Origin of the sequence: Curtobacterium sp. PhB136 (assembly GCF_004346855.1) — a bacterium.
Classification (GTDB): domain Bacteria; phylum Actinomycetota; class Actinomycetes; order Actinomycetales; family Microbacteriaceae; genus Curtobacterium.
In genome coordinates, this window is record NZ_SMGH01000004.1 from 728,963 (window position 1) to 741,460 (window position 12,498).

Annotated in this window: 12 protein-coding genes; 8 read left to right on the forward strand and 4 right to left on the reverse strand. The window is 72.2% G+C overall.

What is annotated here, in order from left to right:
* The first annotated feature begins 57 nt into the window (after positions 1-57).
* The 8 genes from EDF27_RS03515 to EDF27_RS03550 all read left to right on the forward strand — a co-directional run bounded on the left by EDF27_RS03515 (position 58) and on the right by EDF27_RS03550 (position 7,785).
* On the forward strand, positions 58-1,569 hold the full coding sequence (locus tag EDF27_RS03515) for an APC family permease (protein ID WP_123701039.1): 1,512 nt from the start codon (positions 58-60) through the stop codon (positions 1,567-1,569).
* Entirely contained in the window at positions 1,566-2,225 is a 660-nt protein-coding gene (locus EDF27_RS03520; RefSeq protein WP_243698184.1) for a helix-turn-helix domain-containing protein, read from the forward strand. The genes EDF27_RS03515 and EDF27_RS03520 overlap by 4 nt, the downstream gene beginning before the upstream one ends.
* 140 nt (positions 2,226-2,365) lie before the next feature.
* Positions 2,366-3,046: an SDR family oxidoreductase gene (locus EDF27_RS03525; RefSeq protein WP_123701038.1), complete on the forward strand. Its 681-nt coding sequence runs from the start codon at positions 2,366-2,368 to the stop codon at positions 3,044-3,046.
* Positions 3,047-3,155: 109 nt separating this feature from the next.
* Complete coding sequence (locus tag EDF27_RS03530) at positions 3,156-3,785, forward strand: M15 family metallopeptidase (RefSeq protein ID WP_123655079.1); 630 nt, start codon at positions 3,156-3,158, stop codon at positions 3,783-3,785.
* Positions 3,782-4,942 (forward strand): alanine racemase, encoded by a 1,161-nt coding sequence (alr, locus tag EDF27_RS03535; RefSeq protein WP_132047335.1) that lies wholly within the window; start codon positions 3,782-3,784, stop codon positions 4,940-4,942. The genes EDF27_RS03530 and alr overlap by 4 nt, the downstream gene beginning before the upstream one ends.
* Positions 4,935-5,915, forward strand: a complete 981-nt coding sequence (locus EDF27_RS03540; RefSeq protein ID WP_123701036.1) for a D-alanine--D-alanine ligase — start codon at positions 4,935-4,937, stop codon at positions 5,913-5,915. Before alr ends, EDF27_RS03540 begins: the two co-directional genes overlap by 8 nt.
* A gap of 11 nt (positions 5,916-5,926) precedes the next feature.
* Positions 5,927-7,087, forward strand: coding sequence for a histidine kinase (locus EDF27_RS03545; RefSeq protein ID WP_132047336.1), 1,161 nt, complete (start codon positions 5,927-5,929; stop codon positions 7,085-7,087).
* A 29-nt stretch (positions 7,088-7,116) separates the two neighbouring features.
* Complete coding sequence (locus EDF27_RS03550; RefSeq protein ID WP_123655075.1) at positions 7,117-7,785, forward strand: response regulator transcription factor; 669 nt, start codon at positions 7,117-7,119, stop codon at positions 7,783-7,785.
* A gap of 3 nt (positions 7,786-7,788) precedes the next feature.
* Here the strand turns inward: EDF27_RS03550 and EDF27_RS03555 are convergent, their stop codons facing one another.
* The 4 genes from EDF27_RS03555 to EDF27_RS03570 all read right to left on the reverse strand — a co-directional run bounded on the left by EDF27_RS03555 (position 7,789) and on the right by EDF27_RS03570 (position 12,490).
* Positions 7,789-8,538 carry a triose-phosphate isomerase family protein gene (locus EDF27_RS03555; protein WP_123701034.1) on the reverse strand — a complete coding sequence of 250 codons (750 nt, stop codon included), beginning with the start codon at positions 8,536-8,538 and terminating at the stop codon, positions 7,789-7,791.
* Complete coding sequence (locus EDF27_RS03560) at positions 8,535-10,238, reverse strand: dihydroxyacetone kinase family protein (RefSeq protein ID WP_123701033.1); 1,704 nt, start codon at positions 10,236-10,238, stop codon at positions 8,535-8,537. Before EDF27_RS03560 ends, EDF27_RS03555 begins: the two co-directional genes overlap by 4 nt.
* Complete coding sequence (locus tag EDF27_RS03565; RefSeq protein WP_123655072.1) at positions 10,235-11,623, reverse strand: MFS transporter; 1,389 nt, start codon at positions 11,621-11,623, stop codon at positions 10,235-10,237. Before EDF27_RS03565 ends, EDF27_RS03560 begins: the two co-directional genes overlap by 4 nt.
* A gap of 105 nt (positions 11,624-11,728) precedes the next feature.
* On the reverse strand, positions 11,729-12,490 hold the full coding sequence (locus tag EDF27_RS03570) for an SDR family oxidoreductase (RefSeq protein WP_123701032.1): 762 nt from the start codon (positions 12,488-12,490) through the stop codon (positions 11,729-11,731).
* Between the last annotated feature and the right edge of the window lie 8 nt (positions 12,491-12,498).

Here is a 12,498-nt window from a genome sequence, read left to right on the forward strand (position 1 = left end):
TCGCACCGGAAACACGGGCGAGACACCCGGGCAACGACCTCCCCGTACGGTTGCCGCATGACCGCGCTCGACCGTGCCATCGCCGACCCGCCCCGGGTGCCCGGCATCGGCACGCGTTCCCCGGTCGACGGGCTGTCCCGCCGTGCCGTGGGACCGGTCGACGTGCTCGCGCAGTCCGTCTCCGCGGTGGCACCGTCGGCGGCGGCGACGACGATCCCGGTCCTCGTCGCCAGCGTCGCGGGATCCGGTGCGACGTGGTCCCTGCTCGCCGCGATGGCGCTGTCGTTCCTGGTCGGGCGCACGGTGAACCAGTTCGTCCGACGGGTCGCCGGCACCGGGTCGCTCTACACGTACGTGTCGCTCGGGCTCGGCCCGGTCGCCGGAGTCGTCGCGGGCGCCGCACTGCTCCTCGGCTACGGCTTCATCGCGATGTTCTCGCTCACCGGCAGTGGCTACTACCTGGACTACCTGCTGTCCCGGTTCGTCCCGGCGGCCGGCGACAACGCCCTCGTCACGATGGTGGTGGTCGCGGTGATGGGCGCTGCGGTGTTCGCCGTGATCGCGATCGGGGTGCGGCTCTCCACCCGCCTCACCCTGCTCGTCGAGGCGCTCTCCGTCGCCGTCATCGTGGTCTTCATCGTTGCGCTCGTGCTCCGTGCGCACCCCGTCGACGTCTCCGCGATCGCGCTCGGCCCCACCCGTCCGGACGACTTCGCCGTCGGGACCGCCCTCGCCGTCACCGCCTTCGTCGGCTTCGAGAGCGCGTCGGTCCTCGGGGTCGAGGCGCGCAGGCCGTTCGCCACGATCCCACGGGCGATCTCCTGGACCGTCCTCGTCGCGGGCGCGCTGTACCTCGTCAGTGCGGCGGCGCAGCAGCTCGGGTTCGCCGCGATGGGCGCCGACCTCGGGACGAGTGCCTCCCCGGTGAACGAGCTCGCGACCGCGTACGGGATGCAGTGGATCGGGTGGCTGCTCGACGTCGGCATCGCGGCGTCCTTCGCGGCGTGCGCGATCGCCTCGACGACGGCGCTCGTCCGGGTGCTGTTCACGATGGGGAGAGAAGGGGTGCTCCCCCGGGTCCTCGGCCGGACGTCACCACGCTTCCGGACGCCGTTCGTCGCCGGGCTCCTCGCTTGCGCCGTGCTCACCGTGCTGCCCGTGATCGCCCTCGCCCTCGGCATCCCGACGTGGTCCCTGATGGAGGCCGAGCTCGTCGTCGCCGCGCTCGGGTACATCGCCGCGTACGCCATGACGTGCTTCGCGGCGCCCGTGTTCCTGCGCCGGATCGGGGAACTGACCACCCGGGTCGCAGTGGTGTCCGTCGCGACGGGGACCATGCTCGCGCTCGTTCTCGTCACGTACCTCGGGGTCGAGGCGGTGTCGTCCCGGTGGCCGGCCGTGGTCCTCGCCGTGGGGGTGGTGGCAGCGGTGGTCGTCGCGTTCCTGGTGGCGACCCGACGGCGACCGTGGCGGCGGGGTGCGAGCCGGGCCGTGTACGACGTGCCCGTTGTGGCGGACCTGCTGGGAGCCTCCGGACCGGCCACCGGGGAACGGTCGGAGGCGCGGTGAGCGAACCCGGTCTCCGCGCGCGGCAACCGAAGGCGATCCAGAACGCCCTGTCGGTGCTGGAGGCGGTCGCGCACGCCGGACCGGGCGTCACCGCACAGCAGATCTCGGACGTGCTCGGGATGCCCCGGGCGACCACGTACCGGCTCATCACGCTGCTCGTCGAGGACGAGTACCTGGTGCGGCTGCCGGACCTGCGCGGGTTCGCACTCGGACACAAGGTCGCCGAGCTGGCGGGCGTCGGATCCGCCGCCGTACCGGGGCCGGCCGCGTCGCCGCTCCCCCGTGCCGTGCGTGCGGTACTCGGTGACGTGCGGTCCGCCGTCCGGGCCGGCGTGCACCTCGCCCGCTACGACGCCACCGGGATCACCGACATCGACGTCGACCCGGACTTCCCGCTGCTCGACGAGGCGGCGCTGCGGTCCTCCCCGGGGCGGAGCGCGATGGGGCGGCTGCACGCGGCGGGTGGTGGGTCGGCGGTGCAGGTGGGGACCTTCGCGCGGGGGTTCGGGTGCCTGGCGCTGCCGGTCCTCGGTGAGCGCGGTGAGCTCGTCGCGGGGCTGACGCTCTCCGCGCCGTCCTCCCGCATCGAGGCCCCCGGCTCCGCGCTGGCGTCCCTGCGGGCGGCGGTCGCGCGGTTGGAACCGTTGCTGGCGTGAGGGGCTGCGGTCTCCGACCCGCCTGCGTGGCCGCTCTGGGCGTGGCATCACGCTTGTGAGTCAAACGAACGAAACGAACGCTGTTCGAGGCCGTGGGAGCACTGCGGGCCGAAGCGCGCACGCGGGGATAGCGTCGACGCATGGATCTCCAGCTCAAGGACCGTGTCGCGCTCGTCGTCGGAGGGAAGGGCTACATCGGCAGTGCCGTCGCCGATCGGCTCCGAGCCGAGGGTGCCACGGTGGTGGTCGCATCCCGGAGCGCCGGCGACGACGGGGTCTCGATCGACACGGCCGACCAGGGGTCGGTCGACGCCGGTGTGGCCTCGGTGGTCGAGCAGCACGGGCGCATCGACGTCCTCGTGGTGACGGCCGCGCCGAGCGCCGGGACGCTCGACCGCGCGAAGAAGTCCGACCCGGACCAGATCGCGTCGGCGATCGACGGCAAGGCGCTCGGGTTCCTCCGGGTCGCGAACGCCGTGCTCCCGACGCAGCGCGACAACGGCTTCGGCCGGGTCGTCGTGGTGAGCGGCCAGAACGCCTACTTCTCGGGCAACATCACGGCGTCCCTCCGCAACACGGCGGTGAGCGTCATCGCGAAGAACCTCGCCGACGAGTTCGCGGGGACCGGTGTCTCGGTGAACGTGGTGAACCCGGGCACCGTCACCGACGAGCCCGCGGCCGAGGTCCAGCGCGGGTCCGGTGGCGAGTCCAGCCCCGAGCAGATCGCCGACCTCATCGCGTTCCTGTCCTCGCCGCTGTCCGCGGTGTCGGGCGAGTCGATCTCCATCGCGCACCGGGTGCTCGGGTCCGTCACGATCTGACGTCAGGGGCTGCCCGGCTCGTGGACTGAGTCCGGCCTCGTCCGGGAGGCGGAAGGACTTGGGTCTTCCGGCCGATGTTCCAGCATCCGGTATGTCGGACGATGGTCTCATGACCTCCAAGCCCTCCAGGATGACCATCGCGACCGGCCTGCTCGCAACCGCGACGATCGTCCTCGCCGGGTGCGCGATCGGGACCGGGATCGCGGACGCGCCGGCGACCGGTGCGCCGAACCGACCCACGCACCACGCTCCGTCCGCCCCGGTCACCGTGACGGCGAGCGAGACCATCGGCGGCGTGCTCGTCACGTCCCGCGACGGGCTCATCGACAGCGCGCCGATCTCCGAGCTCGAGGACACTCCCGCGATCACGGGGCTCGACGCGGACCTCCGCCGCGCGCTCGAAGCGGCGACCCGCGCGGCCTCGGCGGACGGCGTCGACGTACTCGTCAACTCCGGGTGGCGCAGCAAGCACTACCAGCAGGCGCTCCTCGACCAGGGCATCGAGCAGTACGGGTCCCTCGAAGCGGCGCGACGGTGGGTGAACACGCCGGAGAAGTCCTCGCACGTCCGCGGGCAGGCCGTCGACGTCGGGCCGACCGACGCGATGAGCTGGATGGACCAGCACGGCTCGCGGTTCGGGCTCTGCCGGACGTACGCCAACGAGATGTGGCACTTCGAACTCGCCACCACTCCCGGCGGCGACTGCCCCGCGACGCTGCCCGACGGGTCAGCGGGATGACCGCCCTCCAGCACGCGACGACGGAACTGACCGTCCACGACGATGCCATCCGCGCGAACACCGCGTACTTCACCGCGCTCACGGGTGGGCGGGTGATGGCGGTGCTCAAGGCCGACGGGTTCGGCCACGGGGACGTCGCCCGCGCGGTGCTCGCCGCAGGGGCGCGGTCCATCGGTGTGACGTCCATCGATGAGGCCCTGCGGCTCCGGGCGGCCGGCGTGCACGCACCAGTGCTGAGCTGGCTGAACCCCGTCGACGCGGACTTCGAGTCGGCGATCGCCGCGGACATCGACCTCGCGGTGTCGAGCCCCGCGCTGCTGCACGCGATCGGACGCGCGGCGCTGCGCGTCCGGCAGCGCGCCCGCGTGCACCTGCACGTCGACGTCGGCATGGCGCGGGACGGCGCACCTGCCGACACCTGGGCGTCCCTCTGCGAACTCGCCAGCGGATCACAGCGAGCCGGAGCTGTCCGGGTGGTCGGTCTGATGGGGCACATGTCCTCGGCCGACCGGCCGGAGCACGAGCAGAACCGGCGAGAGCGCCTGGTCTTCGCGAACGCGGTCCGGACAGCGCGGCGCCGCGGGCTGGCCCCATCGGTGCGGCACCTCGCCGCGACGGCAGCCACGATCACCGGGGTCGGGGCCGGGTACGACCTGCACCGGATCGGCGCGGGACTGTTCGGCATCGACCCGTCACACACCTCCGCGGCACTCCGCCCGGCACTGTCGCTGACGACGACCGTCATCGCCACCCGTCCGCTCGCCGCCGGGACCGGCATCGGGTACGGGCTCGACCACGTCGCCGATCGGCGGACCAACCTCGCGCTCCTGCCCCTGGGCTACGGGGACGGCCTGCCCCGGGCGGCCTCGGAACGGGCGTCGGTGCTCGTCCGCGGCCGCCGATGTCCACTCGTGGGGCGCTTCTCGATGGACTCTGTCGTGGTCGACACGGGCGACGACGTGCTCTGCCCCGGGGAGCAGGCGATCGTCTTCGGGCCGGGCGACGCCGGCGAACCGACGGTGACGGAGTGGGCGGCGTGGGCCGACACGATCGAGCACGAGATCGTGACTCGGATCGGCAGTCGGGTGTCCCGGGTCCTCCGGACGAACACGAACACGAGCACGAGCACGAACACGGAAGAGGCAGCCAGTGTCTGAACGACGCATTCGGGTCGCGGTCATCGGCGGCGGCGCGAACGACGAACACGACGTCTCCGTCGCGTCGGCCGCCGCGATCACCCGCGCGCTCCGACGCCTCGGGCACGAGGTGTCCGCGCTCACGATCGACCGCTCGGGCGGCTGGCGGTCCACGGACGGCCCGGCGCTGTCCCCACCCGACGCGGTCACGGTCCTCACTGCCGCGGACGTCGTCTTCCCGACGCTGCACGGTGTCGACGGCGAGGACGGCGCCGTGGCCGGGCTCCTCCGGATGCTCGGCACGCCGTTCGTCGGCTCCCCCGTCCGTGCCGGTGCGCTCGGCATGGACAAGTGGGTCACGAAGTTCCTCGCCGAGGCCGCCGGCGTCCGGACCGCTCCGGGGACGCTCGTCCGTCCGAGCGAACAGCCCGGTGACCAACCGCTGCCCGTCGTGGTCAAGCCGACGACCGGCGGCTCGAGCAACGGCGTCTCCGTCGTCCGGACACCCGGGGAACTCGCTCCGGCACTCGACCGTGCGTTCGCCGCGGGGGACGCGGTGCTCGTCGAGGAGTTCGTGACGGGGAGCGAGGTCGACATCGCCCTCTTCCGCGACCGGGACGGCGTGCTCCGTGCCGGTGCGACGCTCGAGATCGCCGTCGCCGACGGAGCCGTGTTCGACCGCGAGCAGAAGTACGACGGCAGCGCACCCTTCCTCGTCCCGGCGCGGCTCGAACCAGAAGCGCACGCTGCGCTGGAGCAGGCAGCGCGGAGCCTCTACGAGACGCTCGGGTGTGCGGGGGTCGCCCGGTTCGACTTCTTCGTGACCGCCGCGGGCGTCGTCCTCAACGAGGTGAACACCGCGCCGGGGTTCACCGAGCAGTCGCAGGTCCCGCGGATGTTCGCCGCGGTCGGCCTCGGGTACGACGAACTCGTCGCTGCGCTGCTCGATGCAGCCGTCACCGGGAGCGCGGACCGTGCGATGATCCAGTGGTGACGGAGCGGTGGGTGATCTTCAGACCCCTCGCCACGCGGTCGATCGTCGTCGACGTGGCATGGGCCGTCGTCGCGGCACTCGTCTTCGTCGCTCCGGTGGACGTCGAGCTCGAACACGCCAGCCTCTCCGCGGTCCTCCTCGCCGCGGCCGCGATCGCGCTCCGTCGACTCTCACCGTCCGGCGCGATGGTCACGACCGTCCTGCTCGGGTTCGTCCAGGTCACCGGTTACGAACGACCGTCTCTCGTCGACATCGCACTCTTCGTCGTGGTCGGGACGTCGGCCATCGTCGGCACGAAGGCCGAGGTGGTGCTCTCCGGCGTGCTGGCACTGGTCGCCGGGATCGGAGCGACGGTCTACCTGGCGTACACCGGGTACCGGTTCGCCCTGATCATCAGCGGCCCGCCGGACCAGGCGCTCCTCGCCGCGGCCGCCCCGGTCACGGCACTGCTCGCGGTGTGGGCCGGCGGCCTGGCCGTGCGCTCGTGGACCTCGCGGAACCGCGAGTCCGAGCGCCGTGTCGAGGCCGAGGCGGTCGCGACCCGCGCCGTCGACGAGGCGGAGTCGGAGCGCATCCGCGGAGCCATCGCCCGCGACGTCCACGACGTCGTCGGCCACTCGCTGGCGGTGATCATCGCCCAGGCGGACTCGGTGCCGTTCTTGCAGGACGAGGCCCGCATCCGGGAGGTCAGCGCGACCATCGCGAGCACGGCGCGCAGCTCCCTGGTCGAGGTCCGACAGGTCCTCGGGCACATCGACGGGTCCGGGGACCGCGTCGACCCGGCCTCGCTCGAGGAGATCGTGCAGGGCATCCGCGAAGCCGGGGTGCAGGTCGACCACACCGTCCGCGGGACCCCTCGCCCGCTCGGCAAGGACACGGGGACGGCGGCGCGACGCGTCCTCCAGGAGATGCTGACGAACGCCCTGCGCCACGGTGCGCCGGGGCTGCCGGTCGTGGTGCGCGAGACATGGCGCTCGGGCGACCTGGTGCTCGAGGTCGAGAACGTCGTGCGGACGTCGGGCGAGACCACGAGCGGGTCCGGCCGGGGTGTCGACGGCATGCGCGCACGCCTCGCGGCGCTCGACGGCTCCTTCGACGCCGCCGTCGTCGACGACCTGTTCGCGGCCCGCGCCCGCATCCCCCTCGCCCTGCACGACGGAACCCCACGATGACCGAGACGACCACGGACGATGACCGAACGATGACCGAACCCATCCGGATCCTGCTCACCGACGACCAGGCGCTCTTCCGTGCCGGCCTCCGCGTGGTCCTCGACGCACAGGACGACATGACGGTCGTCGGTGAGGCCTCCGACGGCGCGGAGGCGCTCGCACGCATCCCCGAGCTCCGCCCGGACATCATGCTGCTCGACATGCGGATGGCCGGGATGGACGGCCTCGAGACCGTCCGCCGGCTGTTCGACGGCGCGGTGTCGGAGCCGGTCCCCCGCGTCATCGTCCTCACGACGTTCGGCCTCGACCCCGCTGCCGCGACGGCGATCCGGCTCGGTGCGAGCGGGTTCCTGCTCAAGGACGCGACCCCGTCGTTCCTGTTCGCCGCGGTCCGTGCGGTGCACGAGGGCAGTTCGGTGATCGCGCCGAACGACCTCGCCCAGCTCTTCGGCCAGGACGTCGAACGGGCTCCGAGGCCGCAGCCCGCCGAGTTCGGCTCGCTGACCGAGCGGGAGCGGATCGTGTTCGGCTGGGCCGCGCGAGGGCTCTCGAACGCCGAGATCGCGGGCCGTGAGTTCGTCACCGAGTCGACCGTGAAGACCCAGATCAGCAGCGTGCTCGGGAAGCTCGGGCTGCGCGACCGCGTGCAGCTCGTGGTGTACGCGAACGACCACGGGCTCGCCGGGGCCCGCCCGTGACCGTCAGCCGGTGAGCGCCTCCGCCTCGTCGAGGACGGACCGGAGTGCGTCGGGGTCGTGCGCGAACCGGCCGAGGAACAGCCCACCGATGCGGCCCTGTCCCCGCGTGAGCAGGCCGGGTCCGGCGCTGCCGCCGTAGATCGCGACGCTGCCAGCCAGTTCCGGCCGCGCCTGGAGGTACGCCTCGATGCCCGCGAGGACCCCCACGATGTGGTCGTCCGGCGCGGGCTCGGGAGCGCCGATGGCCCAGACCGGCTCGTAGGCCACGATCACGGGACCGGCGGCGTCCGGCAGGACGGCCCGGTCGAGCTGCCCGGTCACGTCTTCGATCGCGCTCTGACGGGAGGCTCGGGTCGCCTCCCCGACGCAGACCAGCGGCCGCAGGTGGTTGCGGTACGCCGCCGCGACCTTCCGCGCGACGGTTGCGTCGTCCTCGTGGAACAGGGACCGTCGTTCGGCGTGACCGATCTCGACGATCTCGACCCCGACCTCGGCCAGCTCGGCGCCGGAGACCTCACCGGTGAACGGCCCCGCGTCCTCCTCCGCCACGTCCTGGGCAGCGAGCAGCACCCCTGATCCGATCAGCGCTGCGCGCACCGGGACGAGCGACGGGAAGGTCGGGGCCACGAACAGCTCGACCGCACCGCTCGTCACCGCCGGGTGGTGACGAGCGATGTCGGCGACGGCCTCGGCCCACGCGATCGTCTGCGCGTGGCCGAAGTAGGTCTTGAGCGAGACGCCGATCGTGGTCACGGCGCGACCGCGTCGACGATGAGCGCGAACGACACCGCCCCGGGGTCCGGCGTGCCGACGGCGTGCTCGGCGTGCGTCCGTGCGCGGCCCATCTTCGGCAGCAGTGCGGCGGTGCCGTCAGCGGCCTCCCGAGCGGCATCGGACGCGGCCCGCCAGGCCCCGGCGAGCGGGTCGCCCGCCGCGATGCGTTCGGTGAGCACGTCGTCGAAGGGCACGATGGCGTCGACCATGGTCTTGTCCCCGACGACCGCGCCGAAGGCCAGGACCGCGTCGACCGCGGCGTGCACCGCGCTCTGGACGGTGGCGGGCTCCGGACGTTCCTCGTCCCCGATGACGCGACCCATGGCCTCCAGGCCGGCGCCCCAGATCGCACCGGACGTGCCACCGGCCTTGTCGGACCAGGCGTCCGCGGCGATCGCGAGCGTGGTGCCGGCTCCGGCACCCCGTGCGACGGCGTCGGCTGCCGCAGCGTCGGCGGCCGCCGATCCACGCTGCATGCCGATGCCGTGGTCGCCGTCACCGGCGACGGCGTCGATGTGCCCGAGCTCGTCGGCGTGCTCGTCGAGGACCTGACGGACCGCGGTGAGGGCGGTCGCGATCCTGGCGGCGAACGACCGCGAGTCCTCGGACGCCGGGCCGACCGGTGCGGCGACGTCCGCGGCGAGGACGTCCTCGGGCAGACGCTCCTGGTGCACGGCACCGCCCTTCCGGTACGCCGGGGTGTCGGCGGGCGCTGCCCAGAGTTCCTCGAGCTCCTCGTCCAGCCAGAACAGCGTCAGGGAGACCCCGGCCATGTCGAACGACGTGACGAGTTCCCCGACCTCCGGTTCGACGATCACGGCGCCCGCGTCCTCGAGCAGCCGCTGGACCGTCGCGTAGACGACGAACAGCTCCTCGTACTTCACCGACCCGAGCCCGTTCAGGATCGGCACGACCCTGGCACCGTCGACCTCGACACCGTCGGGCAGCTCGCCGAGGAGTTTCTCGACGAGCAGCGACGCGAGGCCGGACGCGGACGGGACGTCGGTCTCGTCGATGCCCCGCTCACCGTGGATCCCCATCCCGATCGCCATGCGACCCTCGGGGACCGTGAAGAGCGGTTCCTCGGCCCCGGGCAGCGAACACCCGGAGAACGCGACCCCGAACGAGCGCGTGCGGTCGTTCGCACGGTTCGCGATGGCGGTGACCTCGTCGAGGGTGTCCCCGCGTTCCGCCGCGGCACCGGCGACCTTGAACACGCAGAGGTCGCCGGCGATGCCGCGACGCTTCTCCACCTCGGACGCCGGTGCCGACGTGACGTCGTCGGTCACACGGACGGTCCTGACCTCGATGCCCTCGTCGTTCAGGGCGCGGGTGGCGGCGTCGAAGTTGAGGACGTCGCCGGCGTAGTTGCCGTAGGAGAGCAGGACCCCGCCGCCGTGCTCACTCGCACGGGCGACCGCCGCCACCTGCTGCGCGGACGGACTGGCGAACAGGTTCCCCATCGCCGCCCCGGCTGCCAGGCCGTGTCCGACCAGGCCGCCGAACGCGGGGTAGTGGCCGGAGCCGCCGCCGATCACCACGGCGACGGTGCCGTCGGGGCTGGCGGTGGCACGGGCGACACCGCCGTGCACCCGTCGCACCCAGGCCTGGTTCGCGGCGACGAACCCGTCGGCCGCCTCGTCGGCGAAGTCCGCCGGGTCGTTGAACAGTCGGGTCATCGTCCTGCCTCCGCATCGGTCGTGCGCACGTGGCTCGTGTCGAGGAGGTCGTCGGCACGCGACCCCCGGAAGAACTTGGTACAGAAGATCATCACGGCGGCCACGAACGCCAGCACGCCGAGCGAGACGATGCCGAACGCCCCGCTGTCGGTGGGGATCACCTCGTTGATCGCGGTGCGCATGATCGGTGCGACGAACCCGCCGAGGTTGCCGAGCGAGTTGATCAGGCCGATGCCCGCGGCCGCGGCCGCACCCGTCAGGAACGCGGTCGGGTACGCCCACGTGATCGGTCCGACGGCCAGGAAGCTCGCGACCGCCAGCGTGATGAACACGATGCCGAGGATCGGCTGGCCGTTCGCGCCCGCCCACGCCGACCCGAGGATCGAGAGACCGGTGGTGATGTAGAACATCGTGCCCCAGCGACGGCGACGGCCGACGGTGTCCGCGCGGGAACCGACGAGGTAACAGGCGACGAGCCCGACGAGCCACGGGATCGCGGAGACGAGCCCGACCTGCCAGCCGACCTCCTGCCCGAGGAGCGACGAGACCTGCTGCGGCAGGTAGAACGTCGTCCCGTAGACGGCGACCTGCAGGCAGAAGTAGATGATCGTGAAGTACCAGACGCGGCCGCTCGCCATCGCCCGCCAGATGCCCTGCGGACCGTCCTCGCTCCGCGCGGAGTCCTCGCGGGCCATCGCCGCGGTCAGCGAGTCCTTCTCCCCCGGCTCCAGCCACTTCGCCTTCTGCGGACTGTTCGTCAGGAACACCAGCGCCGCGATCCCGGCGAGCACCGCGAGGATGCCCTCACCCGCGAACATCACCTGCCAGCCGTGGAACGGGGTGGCCTTGTCGCCGAAGCTGAGGAGCCCGCCGGAGAGCGGTGCACCGATCATCTGCGAGAACGGCTGCGCCAGGTAGAAGATCGCGAACATCCGCACGCGGACCTTGTTCGGGAACCACTCGGACAGGTACATGATCACGCCGGGGAACAGGCCCGCCTCGGTCACGCCGAGGATGAACCGCAGCACGATGAACATCGTGTCGTTCGTCGTGAAGGCGAACAGTGCGGCGACGATGCCCCACGTGATCGCGATGCGGGCGAGCCAGAACCGCGCACCGAACCGCTTGAGGAGCAGGTTCGACGGGATCTCGAAGATCGCGTAGCCGATGAAGAAGATGCCGGCACCGAGTGCGAAGGCCGCGTCGGAGATCCCGCGGTCGACGCTGAGGGCCTCCTCGGCGAAGCCGACGTTGGTGCGGTCGAGGAAGGCGACGAAGTACAGGATGACGAGCATCGGCATGAGGTGCTTCGTCGCCTTGCCGATGGCGGACTTCAGGCCGGGGTCGTTGGTCGACCCGAGCGCGGGGGCGTTGGGGAGGGACACGGTTCGCTCCTTCGCGAGCACGGTGCAGTTCGGTGGGTCCGGAGATCCGGACGGGAGGCACGGATCGCGTCGCCGGGTCGGCACACGTTCCGCGGGCGGTCGGCCCTAGTGCATGTAGAGGCCGCCGTCGACGTTGAGCGTCTGGCCCGTGACGAACCCGGCGTCCTCGCTGATCAGGTAGGCGATCGCGGCGGCGATGTCCCGCGGGGTGCCGATGCGCGGGAGCACCCCGTCGGCGGCCATCGCGGTCTTCCGCTCCTCGGTGAGCGTGCCGCCCATGATGTCGGTGTCGATCGGCCCGGGGGCGATCGCGTTGACGGTCACGCCCTTCGGCCCGAGTTCGCGGGCGAGCCCACGCGTGAGGCCGATCACACCGGCCTTGGCGACGGTGTAGGGCGTCTTGCTGAACGTGCCGCCGCCGCGCTGCGCCGACACCGAGGACAGGTTCACGATCCGGCCGTAGCCGTTCCGGACCATCGACTCGGCGGCCCGGAGGCTGGCGAAGTGCACCCCGTCGAGGTTGATCGACAGGACCCGGTGCCACTCGCCCTCCGGCAGGTCGAGGTACTCGTGCGCCGAGGAGACCCCGGCCAGGTTCACGAGGGCCACGATCGGGTCGAGCTCGGACTCGATGGTGTCGAAGGCCGCTCGGACGGCGGACTCGTCGGCGACGTTCGCTCCGGCGCCGACCGCGCGGACACCGTGCTGCTCGCGGATCTCGGTTGCGACCGCCTGCGAGGCGGCGTCGTCGAGGTCGATGATCCCGATGTCCCAGCCGGCCTCGGCGAGGTGGTGGGCGGTGGCGCGGCCGATGCCGCGCGGTGAGGCTGCGCCCGTGAGGACGACGGTCTTGCGCTGGTTGCTCATGGTCGTTC

Excerpts from the sequence above, each read along its gene's own strand:
- EDF27_RS03515 (WP_123701039.1), top strand. The coding sequence starts at position 58 with ATGACCGCGCTCGACCGTGCCATCGCCGACCCGCCCCGGGTGCCCGGC.
- EDF27_RS03525 (WP_123701038.1), top strand. The coding sequence starts at position 2,366 with ATGGATCTCCAGCTCAAGGACCGTGTCGCGCTCGTCGTCGGAGGGAAG.
- EDF27_RS03530 (WP_123655079.1), top strand. The coding sequence starts at position 3,156 with ATGACCTCCAAGCCCTCCAGGATGACCATCGCGACCGGCCTGCTCGCA.
- alr (WP_132047335.1), top strand. The coding sequence starts at position 3,782 with ATGACCGCCCTCCAGCACGCGACGACGGAACTGACCGTCCACGACGAT.
- EDF27_RS03550 (WP_123655075.1), top strand. The coding sequence starts at position 7,117 with ATGACCGAACCCATCCGGATCCTGCTCACCGACGACCAGGCGCTCTTC.
- EDF27_RS03560 (WP_123701033.1), bottom strand. The coding sequence starts at position 10,238 with ATGACCCGACTGTTCAACGACCCGGCGGACTTCGCCGACGAGGCGGCC.
- EDF27_RS03570 (WP_123701032.1), bottom strand. The coding sequence starts at position 12,490 with ATGAGCAACCAGCGCAAGACCGTCGTCCTCACGGGCGCAGCCTCACCG.